General features: G+C 61.3%; 17 protein-coding genes. 7 read left to right on the top strand and 10 right to left on the bottom strand.

Annotation, left to right across the window (positions count from 1 at the left end; translation table 11 throughout):
* The first annotated feature begins 46 nt into the window (after positions 1-46).
* On the top strand, positions 47-1,702 hold the full coding sequence (gene groL, locus QAZ22_RS07270; RefSeq protein WP_063169240.1) for a chaperonin GroEL: 1,656 nt from the start codon (positions 47-49) through the stop codon (positions 1,700-1,702).
* A 157-nt stretch (positions 1,703-1,859) separates the two neighbouring features.
* On the opposite strand, the gene QAZ22_RS07265 is transcribed toward groL, so the two are convergent.
* The 3 genes from QAZ22_RS07265 to QAZ22_RS07255 all read right to left on the bottom strand — a co-directional run bounded on the left by QAZ22_RS07265 (position 1,860) and on the right by QAZ22_RS07255 (position 5,264).
* On the bottom strand, positions 1,860-2,861 hold the full coding sequence (locus QAZ22_RS07265; RefSeq protein WP_063169241.1) for a zincin-like metallopeptidase domain-containing protein: 1,002 nt from the start codon (positions 2,859-2,861) through the stop codon (positions 1,860-1,862).
* A 732-nt stretch (positions 2,862-3,593) separates the two neighbouring features.
* On the bottom strand, positions 3,594-3,878 hold the full coding sequence (locus tag QAZ22_RS07260; RefSeq protein WP_224570942.1) for a thioredoxin domain-containing protein: 285 nt from the start codon (positions 3,876-3,878) through the stop codon (positions 3,594-3,596).
* Between the two features lie 171 nt (positions 3,879-4,049).
* Entirely contained in the window at positions 4,050-5,264 is a 1,215-nt protein-coding gene (locus QAZ22_RS07255) for a cation:dicarboxylase symporter family transporter (RefSeq protein WP_210326676.1), read from the bottom strand.
* Positions 5,265-5,970: 706 nt separating this feature from the next.
* On the opposite strand from QAZ22_RS07255, the gene QAZ22_RS07250 reads away from it, so the two are divergent.
* Entirely contained in the window at positions 5,971-6,360 is a 390-nt protein-coding gene (locus tag QAZ22_RS07250) for a hypothetical protein (protein ID WP_024505560.1), read from the top strand.
* Between the two features lie 189 nt (positions 6,361-6,549).
* Here QAZ22_RS07250 and QAZ22_RS07245 read toward each other — a convergent pair whose 3' ends face one another.
* From QAZ22_RS07245 to QAZ22_RS07235, 3 genes are all read right to left on the bottom strand, one after another.
* Positions 6,550-6,795: a hypothetical protein gene (locus QAZ22_RS07245; protein WP_063169243.1), complete on the bottom strand. Its 246-nt coding sequence runs from the start codon at positions 6,793-6,795 to the stop codon at positions 6,550-6,552.
* A 174-nt stretch (positions 6,796-6,969) separates the two neighbouring features.
* Entirely contained in the window at positions 6,970-7,104 is a 135-nt protein-coding gene (locus tag QAZ22_RS07240) for a hypothetical protein (protein WP_256754986.1), read from the bottom strand.
* Positions 7,097-7,567, bottom strand: a complete 471-nt coding sequence (locus QAZ22_RS07235) for a hypothetical protein (protein ID WP_224570941.1) — start codon at positions 7,565-7,567, stop codon at positions 7,097-7,099. Before QAZ22_RS07235 ends, QAZ22_RS07240 begins: the two co-directional genes overlap by 8 nt.
* A gap of 599 nt (positions 7,568-8,166) precedes the next feature.
* Between QAZ22_RS07235 and QAZ22_RS07230 the strand changes: the two genes are divergently transcribed.
* Positions 8,167-8,415, top strand: a complete 249-nt coding sequence (locus QAZ22_RS07230) for a DUF6074 family protein (protein ID WP_063169245.1) — start codon at positions 8,167-8,169, stop codon at positions 8,413-8,415.
* A 365-nt stretch (positions 8,416-8,780) separates the two neighbouring features.
* On the opposite strand, the gene QAZ22_RS07225 is transcribed toward QAZ22_RS07230, so the two are convergent.
* The 4 genes from QAZ22_RS07225 to panB form a co-directional block, all read right to left on the bottom strand.
* Entirely contained in the window at positions 8,781-9,413 is a 633-nt protein-coding gene (locus QAZ22_RS07225) for an acyl-homoserine-lactone synthase (RefSeq protein ID WP_063169246.1), read from the bottom strand.
* 92 nt (positions 9,414-9,505) lie between these two features.
* Positions 9,506-10,225 carry a LuxR family transcriptional regulator gene (locus QAZ22_RS07220; RefSeq protein ID WP_063169247.1) on the bottom strand — a complete coding sequence of 240 codons (720 nt, stop codon included), beginning with the start codon at positions 10,223-10,225 and terminating at the stop codon, positions 9,506-9,508.
* Between the two features lie 98 nt (positions 10,226-10,323).
* The gene (gene panC, locus QAZ22_RS07215) at positions 10,324-11,232 is read right to left on the bottom strand and encodes a pantoate--beta-alanine ligase (protein ID WP_063169248.1); all 909 of its coding nucleotides are present in this window, start codon (positions 11,230-11,232) and stop codon (positions 10,324-10,326) included.
* On the bottom strand, positions 11,229-12,065 hold the full coding sequence (gene panB / locus QAZ22_RS07210; RefSeq protein WP_063169249.1) for a 3-methyl-2-oxobutanoate hydroxymethyltransferase: 837 nt from the start codon (positions 12,063-12,065) through the stop codon (positions 11,229-11,231). The genes panC and panB overlap by 4 nt, the downstream gene beginning before the upstream one ends.
* 171 nt (positions 12,066-12,236) lie before the next feature.
* On the opposite strand from panB, the gene QAZ22_RS07205 reads away from it, so the two are divergent.
* The 4 genes from QAZ22_RS07205 (at position 12,237) to nadC (ending at position 16,657) form a co-directional block, all read left to right on the top strand.
* On the top strand, positions 12,237-13,199 hold the full coding sequence (locus tag QAZ22_RS07205; RefSeq protein ID WP_024505567.1) for a membrane protein: 963 nt from the start codon (positions 12,237-12,239) through the stop codon (positions 13,197-13,199).
* A gap of 62 nt (positions 13,200-13,261) precedes the next feature.
* Complete coding sequence (gene nadA / locus QAZ22_RS07200; protein WP_063169250.1) at positions 13,262-14,236, top strand: quinolinate synthase NadA; 975 nt, start codon at positions 13,262-13,264, stop codon at positions 14,234-14,236.
* Positions 14,233-15,774 carry an L-aspartate oxidase gene (locus QAZ22_RS07195; RefSeq protein ID WP_063169251.1) on the top strand — a complete coding sequence of 514 codons (1,542 nt, stop codon included), beginning with the start codon at positions 14,233-14,235 and terminating at the stop codon, positions 15,772-15,774. Before nadA ends, QAZ22_RS07195 begins: the two co-directional genes overlap by 4 nt.
* 1 nt (position 15,775) lies before the next feature.
* Positions 15,776-16,657, top strand: a complete 882-nt coding sequence (nadC, locus tag QAZ22_RS07190; protein WP_063169252.1) for a carboxylating nicotinate-nucleotide diphosphorylase — start codon at positions 15,776-15,778, stop codon at positions 16,655-16,657.
* Positions 16,658-16,672: the final 15 nt, after the last annotated feature.

Here is a 16,672-nt window from a genome sequence, read left to right as displayed (position 1 = left end):
CAACTGAATTCCCGGGCTCGATTGAAGCCCCTGCCAGGAGCTAAAAATGGCTGCCAAAGACGTAAAATTCTCCCGCGATGCCCGCGAGCGCATGCTGCGCGGTGTCAACATCCTCGCTGACGCGGTGAAGGTCACGCTCGGCCCCAAGGGCCGCAACGTGGTCATCGACAAGTCGTTCGGCGCCCCGCGCATCACCAAGGACGGCGTCACCGTCGCCAAGGAAATCGAGCTTGAGGACAAGTTCGAAAACATGGGCGCGCAGATGGTCCGCGAAGTTGCTTCGAAGACCAACGACATCGCTGGCGACGGCACCACGACCGCGACCGTTCTGGCGCAGTCGATCGTCCAGGAAGGCCACAAGGCCGTTGCCGCCGGCATGAACCCGATGGACCTGAAGCGCGGCATCGACCTCGCGGTAACCGACGTCGTTGCGACCCTGATCAAGAACGCCAAGAAGATCAAGACCTCCGAAGAGGTTGCCCAGGTCGGCACCATCGCCGGCAACGGCGATGCTTCGGTCGGCAAGATGATCGCCGAAGCGATGCAGAAGGTCGGCAACGAAGGCGTCATCACGGTTGAGGAAGCCAAGACCGCCGAGACCGAACTCGAAGTCGTCGAAGGCATGCAGTTCGACCGCGGCTACCTCTCGCCCTACTTCGTCACCAACGCCGACAAGATGGTTGCCGAACTCGAGGACGTCTACATCCTCCTGCACGAGAAGAAGCTGTCCAACCTCCAGGCCATGCTGCCGGTTCTCGAAGCCGTCGTGCAGACCTCGAAGCCGCTGCTCATCATCTCGGAAGACGTCGAAGGCGAGGCTCTGGCCACGCTGGTCGTCAACAAGCTGCGTGGCGGCCTGAAGATCGCCGCCGTCAAGGCGCCGGGCTTCGGTGATCGCCGCAAGGCCATGCTGGAAGACATCGCCATCCTCACCGGTGGCCAGGTCATCTCGGAAGACCTCGGCATCAAGCTCGAGAACGTCGGCCTCAACATGCTCGGCCGCGCCAAGAAGGTGTCGATCTCCAAGGAGAACACCACCATCGTCGACGGCGCCGGCAAGAAGGCCGAGATCCAGGGCCGCGTTGCCCAGATCAAGCAGCAGATCGAAAAGACCACTTCGGACTACGACAAGGAGAAGCTGCAGGAACGTCTGGCGAAGCTCGCCGGCGGCGTTGCGGTGATCCGCGTCGGCGGTGCGACGGAAGTCGAAGTCAAGGAAAAGAAGGACCGCGTCGATGACGCCCTCAACGCGACCCGCGCGGCCGTCGAAGAAGGCATCGTTGCTGGTGGTGGCGTCGCGCTGCTGCGCGCTTCGGCCAACATCAAGGCCACCGGCGTCAATGCCGACCAGGCCGCCGGCATCAACATCGTGCGTCGTGCGCTGCAGGCTCCGGCCCGCCAGATCGCGGCCAACGCCGGTGCGGAAGCATCGATCGTTGCCGGCAAGATCCTTGAGAACAAGGGCGCGACCTTCGGCTACAACGCCCAGACCGGCGAGTATGGCGACATGATCGCCATGGGTATCGTCGATCCGGTCAAGGTTGTCCGTACGGCTCTTCAGGACGCGGCCTCGGTCGCCGGCCTGCTGGTCACCACCGAAGCCATGATCGCGGAGGCTCCGAAGAAGGAGTCGGCTGGCGGCGGCATGCCTGGCGGCATGGGCGGCGGCGGCATGGGCGGCATGGGCGGCATGGATTTCTAATCCAGCTCTGGCAGCTTTCGCAACGAGAGGGCGGCATCAATGCCGCCCTCTTTTTTTGCGAACCTCGGTCCGATGAACGATCGACGCCAACGCCGGCCATCGGCGTTAGGGCAACCTCAAAAGAACTGTCGAGTTGGTTGCGCGCGGCTTTGCGTCATCAGAGGCGCAAGGCGGTCGCGTGTGAGGATTGCGCGCTCCCATAGGCGGTTTCGGCATGTGCCTCGCCTTCGACATCGACATTGCGGCCAAGCAGGAAATCGGCGGCTTTCGAGGCATGGCTTGCGGCGCGGAAGATGGCGCGGTTGTCCTCGCGCAAAACCGTCAGCCATGAGCCGATGTAGTCGGCATGGCGCACGGTCGGCTCGATGCCGAGACTGCTGCAGATGAAGGCTGATGCGATTTCGGCGACCAGTTCCTCGCGCGCATAGGTGTTGGACCCGAAGGAGCCGGACAGGTCGCGCGCGAGTCGCCTCGGGTGGCCGGTCCAGTGGCCAAGCTCGTGAAAGCAGGTCCGGTAATAGTCGATCTGGTGGAAGAAAGCCGGCTGCGGCGGCACCTGTATGGTGTCGCTGCCGGGCATGTAGAAGGCGCGCTCGCCGCCGACGCGAAAATCAGCGCCGGTTGCATGAATGAGCGCCTCGGCCTGCGGGACCATCTCGCGCTCAGGCAGAGGCTCGCCGGCGGCGTAAAGATGTTCGGGCAGATTATCGCACTGCGCGACATTGAAGACGGTGAAGCGCTTCAGGAAGGGCACCGCCTGCGGTTCGTCGCCATCGGTGTCGGCGCGTTGCTTTTCGTTCTTGGGAACAAAGCGGTCAGCGTGAACGATGGTGGTGCCGTGCTCGCCCTTCCTGACATTGCCGCCAAGCGAAAGCGCCTGCCGGAAGGTGAGCCAGTTCTGGCTGGGGAAACCGCGCTCGATGACCGCGCCCCACAGGATCAGGATATTGATGCCGGAATATCGGCGCTGGGTGGCCGCATTCCGCGGCAGGCCGAGGCCTGTCCTTGCCCTGCCCCACGGCTTGACCCATGGCACGGTGCCGCGCTCCAGTTCGGCAATGATGCGGTCGGTGATTTCCTGATAAAGGCTGGCGCCGGTGCGCCCGCCGCTGTCTGCGCCAGCCTGTCGGCTGCCGCAACGTTTGTTGTTTGCACGCATCGTGATGTCCTCCGCTCTACAATCGCGCGCCCTCCCCGGAAGCGGGGTGGGCGGCAAAAGCGACCGGAAAGGCCCGCCGTCGGAGGCGGACTGCATCAGCAGGACCGGAACGGAGTGGAGGACCCGAAAGCGACAAGCGAAGGGTTGCGGGACGCCGCGGCGGGCCTAGAAGGGAGTGCTGCCCACCCTGCGCCAGGGGGAAGGCCACAATAGAAAGACGCCGGCCGACAGGCCGGCGACCGTCAGCAGCCGAAGGCTGCCCCGCGCCAGGGGGCGATGCCGCAGGGCCAAGACCGCCTGAGCTTGCCGAAGAAAAGCGGGCTCGGTTCACGAGCACCCGGCCAGCGACTTCAGGCGCGGGCGCTCAGGATTGTTGTTGGCGCCCACGGCAGCTGGATGACCGCAACAAGATTACGAGGAGCGACAGCAAAGCCAGCTGCCACAAACGGCACGCTCCGGCAACAACAGCGTGGCCGGTCTACAGATGCTGCCCCGCACGAGAGCCAGCACGCTTTGAGCGCGCATCGGCGATGCAAGCGTTGCAAGCTGGCCATGTCCACAAGGTCGGCGACCACTATATCGCCGACCACCAACGCGGGCGTACCGTCTAAGTGCAGACCTTTCGCGAGTGCGCGGACGCGCGCATTTCATCTGCGATGGCCGGATCTTGCATTCCCGCTTGAGCTGCTCAACGTCAAGGCCTACACGCGCTGCGATCTTGAGAGTGACCCTTCAACTGGGGGAAATCATAAGGGCGCGGTGGAATTCGTCGAACTTTCCCTGTTTTCTCGAGGCGAGTGCGGCGAAGGCTGGGAATTGGGAATCCGGTCCCAGGACCGGGAACTGTTTGATCACAAGCTTCAGATTGGGCTCATGCTTGAAGGCTTTTTGGTAGTTGATATCAGCCAGTCTGCAATGCGGACAGTTGTGGTAGTCATTGAATATGACCAGAACGGCATCGCCTTGCGGGTTGCCGGCGATTGGCGAAGGAGATCGTTGTCGAATGCGCCGCTCCACTTTTGCCTGTCGGTCGACCACGCCTGCCGGTGCAGGTTCGCGCTATATTGGCTCGCCAGCAAGGCGAGGAGTAAAAGAAGAGCTGCGACAGTGATGGCAGTCGGCTTAGACATGAGTCTCCAATCCATGGACGGCGTGGCAGCAACGGCCGCCTTTTTGGTGTAAAATGGGTCAGTTTTGATCGTGCCCCGCAGTTGCTACAGGCGCACAGGTGCCGGTGCGATCTGGCGGTTTCTCAAATACGGCTTTGCGCCATCGGGTCCACCCCAATAGCTGAGCGTCGTTCGCACGGGGAATTGTGTTCACCACGCCGGGCGACTTGACCGTCCACCGCCAGAGCGCTGAACGGTCCGCTAGTGAGGCGCTCCCCGAATCGTCGTTTATCCCGCTCGCCCCGGACCGGGTGACAGCCAGCGTTGCCGCTACGCTGCGGAGAAAAACCGTCAGCGCGTGGCATTCGGACATAAGCTGATCGACGCCAAGAATAAGCCCCACGGAGGTGACCGGTGCGGCCGGAACAAGAAAGAGCGTTGCAGCCATTGTGACGAGGCCTGCACCGGTAATGCGGGTTGTTCCGTTCGAAGGGAACAATGCGACAAACAGCATGAGGATCCGGCAGCCGATCGGGAGATCAGTTTTCGTCGCTTGGGCGATGAAAAGGGCGGCGAGCATCATATTCGTGCCGTCCAGATTGAATGGAATGAGACCCACGACCGAATGCGTGGCGCCGGCCTTTTCCATCTTCTCCATGAGCGAGGCCAGCGCGGCCTCTGAGGAGGACATTGCGAGCAGCAGCTCGTCCTTGATGTATCGGACGAGAGAGAAGAGCGAGCGGCCGTTGTAGCGGCAGACCGCGCCGAACAGGATCGAGAGGAACAGGACCGAGAGGAACAAGACTTGCAGGATGTCGCCTTCCGCGAAGGCACTGGCAATCGTTGACGGGATGATGTTCATCAGGAAGCTGGTCACGGACTGCTCGTGAGCCGTGGCCACATAGCCCTTAACGGCTTCGACATCGAGCGAGGCCGGATCGATGTTGAGGCCGGCGCCAGGCTGAACGATATTCGCGACAATCAGCCCGACAAGGAGTGCTAGCGTCGAGAAGGTAAGGAAATAAACCATCGCCTTGGCGGCAACTCGGCCGACCTTCTGCAGATCGCTCATGCCGGCAATGCCGGTCGCCATTGTCAGGAAGATGACAGGTACGGTGATTATCTTGACGACATCGACGAAGGCATCGCAGAGCGGCTTCAGGCTGTGGCCGGTCTCCAAATGGAAATAGCCGATTGCGGCACCCAGGATTATGGCGGCAAGTACCTGCACGTAGGTCCGGGCAAAATGGCGCTTGCGGGGCGCTAAGATCGCGCGGGGAACTCTTGGAACCAACACCGTCTCTCTCCTTGACCGGATCGGGGTGGGGCTCCTCCCTCTCCCATGCAGTGCTCCGGTCGAACGCTGCGCCCACTTCGGCGCAAACGATGTGCCAAATAGCAAGAGGGGAAAACGCGCAGGACCTCACGCAATGCTTGCGATTCGCTCTCCCACACTCGTGCAGTGGTTGCCTGTCGCAACTATGGAAGGGTCGATTCTGGGAACTCCAAAGGCCGCTCTTTGCGTCGACGCAGCTTGGCTGCCTGGAAGGTTCCCTCTTTGCCTTGCGGTCTGCGAGCTGGGTCCAGATGGTCATCATTTGGCTGCGCGCTGCACGGGGCTCGAAAGATTCAATCGAGGACGGGTCCTCTTGGAAAACGGGGGCAGCGTTGGTCAAGCCCTTCCACCCTGCTGTCCCAATGGTGTTCAGAAGCTCAGTTCACGATCAAGCGATGGATCAGCGTCATCTGGCGTTTGCGCCATCGCGGCGGCGTTGCAACGGGTCTGCCAAAGATGAGCAGGCCGCGAGGCAGGGTCCGAGACCTAGACTCCAACCTCATAGCGCGCTCGGCTCGCGTTCGGAAGGTTCGAACCGCAGCACGATCAGGTGGCGACACCGTTGGTCGGAACCGGAACCCGACGAATGATCGTTCGTGACCGACATCTGTGAACAAGCAGTATGTGTCATTGCAATCACCACCCGTTGCGCGGAAATGCCCATATGGCCGTGAATGAACTGGATTTGGTGATTTTCCAGATGGCGGTGGAAAGCGTCCGCTTGCTCTCTTCAAGCTTTGATGAGAAGGCGGCTGAGATAGCCACGAGGAGCCGTGGTAGCCTTCTTTTTGACGTGCGGGTGGACGGTGACCTGGAGGTCCAGCGAGTCGCAGCCATTGGATATCCAGGCGACAAGATCGGTGTGGTGGCATTGGACCGAGAGGGCCTTGTTAGCTGTTGTTGCCTTGTCAATGGCACCTTCTCACCTTTCATTGCACCGTTGGAGAACTGGACCAGCATGCCCCTTTCGATGCAGGCCCAGATCGATGTCACAGGCTATGCGAGGCTCCTTCTGGCCGCCTTGCGAAATGCTGGACATATGCTGGACAGGTAGCATCGCGATGATGTCTGTGATGAGATGGTGCAAACGGCTGGATGAGGCGATCGCTTGCTGGCAGCTTTGGCAACAAAGCGATCGGTGAGTTCGCAATGCTGGAACACGTCCTTTAGACTCTGCAGTTAAGTTAGCGGACTACCATCTGACGAATGCCCTCTGACAGTCTGCATGGCGCGGCATGCCCTCTTAGGAATGCAGCCGTGGTTCTACACCATCGGCTGTTTTTGTGTCGAAGGCGACGGGCACGCCATGAACGAAGGAAGCGGCCGCCAACAGTTCCTCCAACTCGCGGTCGGTGGCCTTGCATGCCGGCATTAGTGTTCGGATGGCGCGGATCGCCTGCGCCATGGAGAGAAAGCGGACCCTTCCCCTGGAAAGGACATAGGCTTCTGCGGCTTTTTCGACGGTGACGGTGTGAAACGAATTGGTCATGACGAATTCCTCCCTGAACCCTGACCAACCCGACTTATGGCACGAATTCGACCGCCTTCAAGCCTATGTCCGATTGCGGACAATCGCTGCGATTCGTTCAAAACCGCTGATGCTTTTGGGCGACCTGGTGAGGGGCAAGGAGACGTCGGCTGAACCCGTTTCAACCGACATGCTTCAGGCAGCGGCCAGGCCGAAATAACGCTGCTCCTCCTTGTCATAAGCGCCATGTGTGAGCTTTATCAATCCGGCACGGTCGATGATCGTGATCTCGCCGCGCTTGGCGTGCACCAGTCCTCGATACTCAAGCATTTGCAGGGCCGTGGTGACCCCGGGCGGTGGGCGCGAGCATGGTCGCCAGAAATTCATGCGTCGGGAGGATCTTATCTCCTTCCGCACGGTCGTGGACCATCAGCTGCCAGCGGGCCAGCCGTTCTTCGACCTTGGAGTGGCCATTGACCAGTGCCGTCCGGCATGATTGGACGAGGAACGCGTGGGCATAGTCCAGCACTGAGGTGCGAAGCGACGGGCTAATCGCAGGGCGAAGGTTTTCAACCGGCAGGCGCCAGGTAGTGCTTTCCTTTCCGAGAATGACGGCAATTCCTTTCATCCCGTCATAGCCGACAATGCCGACTTCACCTTGCCGCCCGCCGGTCATGGTGGCGACCACCGACGCGATGCCCCTCTCGGGAAAATATACGTTCTTGATCGGCTGATGCGCGACCTCCAACTTGTCCTTGATGCCCGGTTCGACGTGATGCAGCGATGGTCGCAAAAGCGCGAAGTCCTGCGGGGTGAGGGCTTCAGCACCTGGTCGCGAAAGAGGGATCGGGCAAGGCTCTCTTCCAACGGGGCAAGAGCGCGTACGTCTTACTGTCGGCTGCACCGAAGTAAATGCCGGCCGATGCCAAAGCATAGGCTTCGAAACGCGCGATTGCAAAGCCCTGTCGGGGCAGTGCAGTCATGCTAGAAGTCGCGCCGCCTACGATAGGCAGCGGATGACATGATTCCCTTCTGCGGCGGCCACCAAGAACGGCTCGGGCACGCTTTAATCGTTCATACACAAGCTCGCAGGAATGTAAGCAGCGGAACAGTCGGGTGATTCGTACCGCCCTGCCCTTTCAGAGATCAAGTCATTGGACGTCAATTCGGCTGGAACGCCTCGTCGAACGGCCCAGGAAAATGCAGCCGGATGAGCAATGGTGGTTCACCTTATGTGCGGTCCCGGATATGCGGTCCGGCGGCTCATCTCCCAATGGCTTGTCGATGGGGAAGTGGAACTCGTCATGTCGCCGCGAACCGTCACCGCGCTAGCGGGGCTCTTTTGAAGACGCCGGTGTTTTTCTTTGTGGAACTGAATCTGTGAGGTGATTGATGCATGAATCAAACATTTGCGTATTTCCGCTGCATCGGCGACGTATATTGGTCGAAAGTATCGCCCAGGCCCTCGAGACCAAGAACGGCGAGGCGGCGAGCGCGTTCTGGCGCTGTGCCGCCAAGAAAATGCTCATTCAATTGTCCGATGTAGGAATTGCGCCAGAGCTCGCTGCGCAGGAGGTTGGAAGCCTTCTTCATGCGGTCTTGGACGACATGGCCAACCGAACGGTAATGCACAAAGCATAGGCTCGGGCGCTGTTGGACCGCGCGTCAGCTCGGGTCCTTATCGGGGGACTGCTCCGACTGGCCGACGGTCCGGCCAAACCGGCATACCGGCAAAGCTTTGAGGTTGCGATCGCTCACGGCGGCCGGTCCAATATTCTAAGACGACCTCAGAAGCCACGTTGGCTTCTTTGGACGAAGCGGAGGGGCGCCATTTTGGCGTGCTCACGCTGGACTGCGGGTTGCGCCTACGGAAATCCAAAGTCCGGCCGCGCGAGCCAATCGACCGGAACAGTCGAAAGCTCGTGGGGCGGGTCCGCTCACCCTCACGGCGGCGGTGGCGGCCGTGAGCAGACTTAACTCAAGTCACGGCTGAGCATCCGCAGGCGCTATGCCGATTGGATGAGAACTGGTTGCCACAACACCGGCCCGTTGAGGCGTCCCCTCCAGCGGATGCGCAAGAGACTGGCGTAGGAAATATCGAGGAAGCCGGCGACTGCCTCGGTGTTGCCGACCTGCTTGGGCTGTCCGATACGTGACAACGGCCAGGTCGCGAGACGAAGGATCCTTTCGATGCGCGTATCTGTCACCGTTACGATCCCGGAGAGATTGTTGGCCAAGCCGAATTCGATGATCCCCGCGAAGAGCTCGTAGGTTGCTTGGGCCAGGCCGCCAGCTGCCTTCGGCGCTGTCGCAGGGAGATCGAGCGCGAAACGACTACTCTCCCAGATATCGGCACTCGCAGGGACCACCATCTCATCCAGCAGCGTCGGAAACGTATCGCGCAACATTGTCGGTCCGGTGGTCGGCAAAAGGCGGACGCAGCCGCAAGTTCGCCAATCGGACCCCTTGAGAAGCAGGTAGACGGGGTTCAGGCTGTCAAACGAGTCCGTTTCCATTTCGCCTTCGGTCTGCACTTCCCAATCGAGCCGCTTCTTGAAAACCCGATACCTAAGTCCGTGCATTTCCTTGAGTTCGCTCGCAAACTCGGCGTAGCAGTCGGGTGTTATCAGCTGCATCATTGTCGTCTCCGTGCGGGATGTGTCCACGCAATCGAAGGGCAAAGCCGTCATGAATGCAGCCTGTAGACCTTTACAGCTAGACTTGGAGAGGATCAGGATCTCGCCCGAGCAGCCATCCGCACTACGGCCTGGTTGATGGTTCGCACGCCAAGCTTCGCCTTGGCGTTTTCCTGATGGAAGGTCACGGTGCGTTTCGAGACACCGAGAATCTGGCTGATATCCCAGGCCGACTTGCCGCACGCCGCCCATTTCAGGCACTCGAACTCCCGCCGGGTGAGCATTATGCCATCTACCACGCAATCTTCGGCGAGCCTGCGCCGGGCATGGATATGAACGTTGATCGCAACCAGTTGCATTGCTTTTTCGTAGCGCGTCAGCGACCTCAGAAATGGCGGATGCGCCTCGTTGGAGGCGAAGGTCAGTGCGGCGAACCGGCCGCGATGATCATGCATCGACATGGTCAGTCCGCCGCGAATGCCGAACTCAGCTGCTTTTTCCAGGACTTCCTGCTGAGAGGTCGGCAAATAACGGTGATCGCGGTCCACACCCCAGTCGAAGGTATCCCAGCCCCGCAGTCCCCGCAGGATCACGGGATCCACGCTGTGGTAGCGCTGTTGCAGGTAATGTGATGTCCATGATGATGGATAATTCGAGATCAATCGCGGCCTGTCGCCGGAAGCGGATGGGTAGGTGAAATAAGCGAAGAGCGGAAAGTCGAACCCGGCTGCGGCGGACGCCATTGCCTCATGGAGATCGACGGCATCGACGCTTGCAGAGAGTTGCTCGACCAAGGTTTCAAATACGCGATGCATCTGCGCTTAGCGTACCTCGCGGAGGTTGCTGGAAGCCGACGGAGACGTGGTTCTAAATGATGGCCTGTCCCTGCAGGGCATACGACGCGCCGCCGTCATCACCGCAATTGCTGTGCTGCTTCCGATTGGAGAGAGCTCCGCCCACCTGACCAACTACCGATGGGTGATATTGCGACGTTATCGATGAGCCGCGTGTCGCCAAGCCAAGCCGCAGCAAGCAAGCGTGCCGGTCGGTCAAGGCTTGCTAACGATTGCAGGTCTGTTTCTCCGCGAAGCTCCAGGTATTCGAGCTCGCGATAGCCGGCAGCCAGAATTGCTGCACGCGCTTCATCAAGCGTAGGCAGGATGGGGGAGCCGCGTGCAAGCCGCTCGGCCGTATCGAGCAGGACCGATGCTAGTTTTGGGGCAATGGCGCGTTGGGCTGGGGAGAGCCGCACGTTACGCGACGATAGCGCAAGACCATCGGCTTCGCGGACTGTCGGACAGGGCACAATAGTGATCGGAATGTCGAGATCCCGGACCAAGCGCCTGACAAGCTGAAGTTGCTGAAAATCCTTTTCGCCAAAAAAGGCGAAGTCAGCGCCGGCCTGCAGGAAGAGCTTGGCCACGACCGTCGCCACGCCATTGAAATGGCCGAGCCGGAATGCGCCGCAAAGGCATTCGCTGATGCCGGACACTGAAACGGCCGTGGCGAAGCCCACCTGGTACATTTCCTCTGTGTCCGGCACATAGAGCAGATGCGTGCCCAGCAGAGCGAGCTTGGCAGCATCGTCGCTTTCCGTCCGAGGGTAGGCAATCAGGTCGGCGGGGCTGTTGAACTGCTTGGGGTTTACGAACAGCGTCACGATCACCCGCTCGGCCCTTTCGAGCGCCTTCCGCACGAGGCTCAGATGCCCGTCGTGCAAGGCTCCCATGGTCGGCACAATACCGATCGTGGCACCCGAGCGACGCCATTGCGCAACGACGCCGCGCAGCTCGCTCACGGTTCGAGCGATCGGCACGCTCATGTGAAGTCACCGGCCTTCAAGGCGTTGACATAGAGATGTTCGACCGCCGGAAAGTGCCGGTTCCGCATATCGGTGGCGTAAGCGGCGATTGCCGCCTCAGCCTGCTCACCGAGCTCGGCATAGCGTTTGACGAACTTCGGCCGAAATGAGGTGAAGAGCCCGAGCATATCGTGGCTCACCAGAATCTGGCCGTCGCAAGCTGGCGAGGCACCGATGCCGATGGTGGGTATGTCGATATCGGCGGTTATCTGCCGTGCAAGCTGCTCCGGTATCTTTTCCAGCACCAAGGAGAAGGCGCCAGCTTCAGTTACCGCCCTGGCGTCGCGCCTGATCCGCTCTGCATCGGCTCCCCGGCCCTGCACACGATAGCCTCCAAACGTGTTTACCGCCTGCGGCGTCAGGCCCACATGGGCCATGACAGGTACGCCGCGCGCGGTAAGGAAGCGGATGGTTTCCGCGATGGTCTCGCCGCCCTCGATCTTTACCGCTGAACAACCGGTCTCACCCATCACGCGCGCAGCGTTGCCGAAAGCGTGCTCTGGGCTTTCCTCGTAGGAACCGAAGGGCAGGTCGACGACCATCAGCGCGTGTTCAAGGCCGCGGCGAACGGCCTGTCCGTGCATGATCATCATGTCGAGCGTGACCCCCAGCGTCGACGACAGGCCGTGCAGCACCATGCCGACGCTGTCGCCGACAAGAACGATGTCGCAGTGGCGATCGAGCAGCCTCGCGACCGGCGTGGTGTAGGCCGTCAAGCATACAAGTGGCGTCTGGCCTTTTCGCGATCGAATATCTGGAGGAGTCATCCCTTTTATCTCACCAGCCGCGCTCAACCGAGGCCCCTTCCCTTACGTTACCAACAGCGGGTGTCGCGTTTGGCATATTTTTGTGCGACTGCGAAGAGCTAAAAACAGCGCTTGAGTACTCCGGTGTTGACGTGCTGGCTTCCAAGGTTACATTCAATCGATTAAGGCGCTCCGTTGGGCCAACCCGCTTTCGCAAACATGGATCCTCAGACAAGAAGAACCAAGAAAGGCAAAGCCGCCGTCAAAGCTGACGAAGCCAAAGTGGACCTGACTGCCGTCGTGGTCGCCGTAAACGACAGTGAGCCCTGTGTCCTCACAGTCGGTCATGCGGACACCCTCCCTTCTGGACCTTTTGCCCTTGAGCATCGATCACTGCAGTCGGGTTTGAGGGGGTGGGTGGAGCAGCAGACCGGCCATGCACTTGGATACATCGAGCAACTCTACACCTTCGCCGATCGCGATCGCATCGGCACTGAGCGCCACCAGCGCGTCATCTCAATCAGCTATCTCGCATTGACCAGGAAGGAACAGGCAACGAACTCGGCCGCGTGCGGCTGGCAAAGTTGGTACGAATATTTTCCCTGGGAGGACCACCGCTTCGGCACGCCGCCTGTGCTGCTCGATAGATTGCGGCCCCGCCTGATTGAGTGGGCCGGCGGCGCCAGCGAGCCGACCACTCAACGCGAGCGCCGGCAGCGCGCTGCGATAGCCTTCGGCTTCGACGACCGCCATTGGAACGAGGAACTCACGCTCCAACGCTACGAGTTGCTCTATGAAGCTGCTCTGATTGAGGAGGCCGGTGGCGGCAGGGACGCGATTGCGGCCGCGGCTGGCAAACCAATGGTCGCTGACCACCGTCGTATTCTGGCAACCGGGATCGCGCGGCTGCGTTCGAAGATCAAATACCGGCCGGTCGTGTTCGAGCTTATGCGGCCTTCCTTCACGCTGCTGCAACTGCAGCGAACCGTGGAAGCTTTGGCTGGCAGGCTGATCAACAAGCCGAACTTCCGGAGATTGGTCGAGCAGCAGGAACTTGTTGAGGAGACCGGGGAGACCTCCCTCGACACGGGCGGCCGACCGGCGAAGCTTTATCGCTTCCGGCATGCCGTCCTCGACGACAGGGCTATCGCCGGGACAAAATTACCGCTGGCGCGGGCTTGACATACTTATAGTCAAGGTAGATATATTCCCTTATTGTCAAACCGAATATAATCGAGGCGCCAATGACTGGGGCGTTACCTATGGCTGCGTCCTTGTATGAGCGTGTCCGGCGGGTGATCCCACCCGTTGAATGGCCCGCGTTCGCCGGCGATATTGAAGCCATCTTAGCGCTGAAGCGTGAGCGCAATGCGGTGGTGCTGGCGCACAATTACCAGACGCCCGAAATTTTTCATTGCGTGGCAGACATCGTCGGCGACAGCCTGGCGTTGGCCCACAAGGCGGTGACGGTCGACGCCGACATCATCGTGGTTGCCGGCGTTCATTTCATGGCCGAGACGGCAAAACTGCTCAATCCGAACAAGACCGTGCTCATCCCGGATCTCCGCGCCGGCTGCTCGCTGGCCGAATCGATCACGGCAAACGACGTGCGGCTAATGCGGCTGCGGTATCCGGGGGTCCCCGTTGTTACTTACGTCAACACTTCCGCCGCCGTAAAAGCGGAGTCCGACATCTGCTGCACGTCCGGCAACGCCAAGGCGGTGGTGGAATCGCTTGGCGTGGCGCGTGTGCTGATGCTCCCGGACGAATATCTGGCGAGGAACGTGGCAGCCGATACAGACGTCGAGATCATCGCCTGGAAAGGCCATTGCGAGGTGCATGAGCGCTTCACCGCAGCAGACATCCGGGAACTGCGCGATGCCCATCCAGGCGTCATCGTGCTGGCCCATCCAGAATGCCCACCAGACGTTGTCGCGGAGGCGGAGTTCTCCGGCTCGACCGCGGCGATGTCGGATTATGTCGAGCGTGAGAAACCGAAGCGTGTCGTCCTTCTGACCGAATGTTCGATGAGCGACAACGTCGCGGTCGCGCATCCCGACGTCGAGTTCGTTCGCCCATGCAATCTGTGCCCGCACATGAAGCGCATCAACCTGGCCAACATTCGCGCCGCACTCGAGCAGAACCGGCATGAGGTCCGGATTGATCCCGAAATTGCCGGCCCCGCCCGCCGCGCGGTCGAGCGCATGCTTTCCCTATGAGTCTGGAGGTTCGCGAAATCGCGGGGGCGCCGGTCGTCATCGGCGGCGGCATTGCCGGCCTGATGACGGCGCTTCATCTGGCGCCGGAACCGGTCGTGCTTTTGACCAACGCGCCGCTTGGAACCGGAGCCTGCAGTGAACTTGCCCAGGGCGGTCTTGCGGCAAGTCTCGGGGGCGACGACGGCCCAGATTTTCACCTTTGCGACACGATAGCTGCCGGCGACGGACTCTGCGATGAGGCCACGGTGCGGCGAGTGGTACGAGCTGCACCCGAAGCGATTAGGACGATCCAAAGGTTCGGCGTCGACTTCGACCAGCACCCTGACCGCGCGTTGCGACTTGGGCTCGAGGCGGCACACTCGCGACGGCGGATTGTGCATGCAGCCGGCGACGCCACCGGTCGCGAGTTGGTGCGCGCGCTCGTCGCCGCGGTTCGGCGTACAGCCTCGATCACCATTATCGAAAATGTGGAGGTCCGCCGGCTGGTCGTGCAGGACGGGTCGGTCATCGCCGTGGTCGCAGCAGGACGAGCCGGCGCGCTCGCTCTGCCCACGCGTCGCGCGGTGCTGGCGACCGGCGGCGTCGGCGGGCTGTTTTGCGACACGACAAACCCCGCTGGCTCATGGGGTCACGGGCTGGCGCTCGCCGCATGGGCGGGGGCGGAACTCGCCGACTTGGAATTCATACAGTTCCATCCAACTGCGCTCGACGGTCCGCGCCGGCCGATGCCGCTGGTGAGCGAAGCCGTGCGTGGCGAAGGCGCGGTGCTCATCGATGAGCGAGGAGAGCGCTTCCTCGCCGACACACCTGGCGGTGAACTTGCGCCTCGCGACGTCGTAGCGCGCGCCATTTGGCACCAGCTTGCCGTTGGACGCCGCGTATTCCTGGACGCACGGCAAAGTCTCGGCCCGAGATTTGGCAAGCGTTTTCCAGGCATCGCCGAATTGTGCCGGAGCGCAGGAATCGACCCAGCGACCGACCTGATCCCGGTGCGCCCGGCGGCACATTATCACATGGGCGGCGTCGCCGTAGACAGCGCCGGCCGCAGCTCCATCGAGGGATTGTGGGCCTGCGGTGAGGTGGCCTGTACCGGCCTGCACGGCGCCAACCGCCTGGCCAGCAACTCGCTCACCGAAGCGGCGGTCACCGCGAGCTGGGTTGCCGAAAGCGTTGCCGGCACGTCGTATACCCGGCGACCGCGCAGATGCTCCACATTCGTCCCTCCACGACCAGACGCTTCCGTGGTCCGCCCGATTGTCTCCGCCGCCCTGGGTATCATCCGCGACGGCGAGGCAATGCGCGAAGCGGTGGCGACCCTGCTGCCGATCGCAGCCAATAGTGTCGCTGCCTCTGGTCCGGCTTTGGTCTCACTGATGATCGCCGCGGCGGCCCTGAGGCGGGAAGAGAGTCGAGGCGCGCACTGTCGGTCCGATTTCCCGCTCCACGATGCCAACGTGCGCCCATCACGGCTGACACTGCACAGCGCAATGCGGGCCGCGGCCGCACTCGATTGCCGGGCTACCATACGGAGCACTTGATATGACTTCATTCTCCCCCCTCCCCGCGACCCTGATCGAACCGATTGTGCGCGTTGCGCTCCTCGAAGACCTGGGCAGATCCGGCGACCTGACCACCGATGCGGTTATCCCGTATGATTGCACTGCCACGTTGGTGCTCAAAGCGAGGCAGGCGGGCGTCGTTGCCGGGCTCGATCTGGTCTCGTATGCCTTCCTTCTCGTGGAACCGGCGATCAACATCCAGATCTGGCGCCCTGATGGCAGCGAGGTTGGGGCCGGGGAAACCATTGCAAGATTGTCCGGACCCGCACGAGGCCTGCTCACGGCCGAACGCACGGCCCTCAATTTCTTATGCCGGCTGAGCGGCATTGCCACTGCCACAGCGGCCATGGTTGAGGCCGTGCGCGGTCACAAGGCGAGGATTGTATCGACGCGAAAGACGACGCCCGGGCTGCGGGCATTGGAGAAATACGCCGTGCGCGTCGGCGGCGGTGCCAATCACCGGTTCGGCCTCGATGACGGCGTGCTCATAAAGGACAACCACATCGCGATCGCCGGCGATATGCGCACAGCAATAGAGCGGGCGCGCGCCGCAGCAGGGCATATGGTGAAGGTCGAGGTCGAGGTCGACACGCTGAAGCAGCTCGATGCAGCGCTCGCGATTGGTGTTGACGCGGTGCTGCTCGACAATATGTCGGTCGAGGATCTTGCCCGCGCGGTTTCTATAGTGGATGGCCGTACGATCACCGAGGCGTCCGGTCGGGTGATGCCGAAAACGGCGGCGGCGATTGCGGCGACCGGTGTCGATCTCATCTCCATGGGTTGGCTGACGCACAGCGCCCCGATCCTCGACATCGGCCTGGACATGCCGGACCACCAGAACATCTGCAAGCACTTGAACTGAGGATTACGGCGTGAG

Origin of the sequence: Mesorhizobium sp. WSM4906, from assembly GCF_029674625.1 — a bacterium.
GTDB lineage: Bacteria > Pseudomonadota > Alphaproteobacteria > Rhizobiales > Rhizobiaceae > Mesorhizobium.
Note: the sequence above shows the minus strand (reverse complement) of the source record. Positions and strands in the feature narration are given on the sequence as shown.

Coding starts and splice junctions, on each gene's coding strand:
- QAZ22_RS07230 (WP_063169245.1), top strand. CDS start 8,167: ATGCATGAATCAAACATTTGCGTATTTCCGCTGCATCGGCGACGTATA.
- QAZ22_RS07205 (WP_024505567.1), top strand. CDS start 12,237: ATGGATCCTCAGACAAGAAGAACCAAGAAAGGCAAAGCCGCCGTCAAA.
- QAZ22_RS07225 (WP_063169246.1), bottom strand. CDS start 9,413: ATGATGCAGCTGATAACACCCGACTGCTACGCCGAGTTTGCGAGCGAA.
- groL (WP_063169240.1), top strand. CDS start 47: ATGGCTGCCAAAGACGTAAAATTCTCCCGCGATGCCCGCGAGCGCATG.
- panC (WP_063169248.1), bottom strand. CDS start 11,232: ATGAGCGTGCCGATCGCTCGAACCGTGAGCGAGCTGCGCGGCGTCGTT.
- QAZ22_RS07245 (WP_063169243.1), bottom strand. CDS start 6,795: ATGACCAATTCGTTTCACACCGTCACCGTCGAAAAAGCCGCAGAAGCC.
- QAZ22_RS07250 (WP_024505560.1), top strand. CDS start 5,971: ATGGCCGTGAATGAACTGGATTTGGTGATTTTCCAGATGGCGGTGGAA.
- QAZ22_RS07240 (WP_256754986.1), bottom strand. CDS start 7,104: ATGCTTGAGTATCGAGGACTGGTGCACGCCAAGCGCGGCGAGATCACG.
- nadA (WP_063169250.1), top strand. CDS start 13,262: ATGACTGGGGCGTTACCTATGGCTGCGTCCTTGTATGAGCGTGTCCGG.
- QAZ22_RS07265 (WP_063169241.1), bottom strand. CDS start 2,861: ATGCGTGCAAACAACAAACGTTGCGGCAGCCGACAGGCTGGCGCAGAC.
- QAZ22_RS07195 (WP_063169251.1), top strand. CDS start 14,233: ATGAGTCTGGAGGTTCGCGAAATCGCGGGGGCGCCGGTCGTCATCGGC.
- QAZ22_RS07220 (WP_063169247.1), bottom strand. CDS start 10,225: ATGCATCGCGTATTTGAAACCTTGGTCGAGCAACTCTCTGCAAGCGTC.
- nadC (WP_063169252.1), top strand. CDS start 15,776: ATGACTTCATTCTCCCCCCTCCCCGCGACCCTGATCGAACCGATTGTG.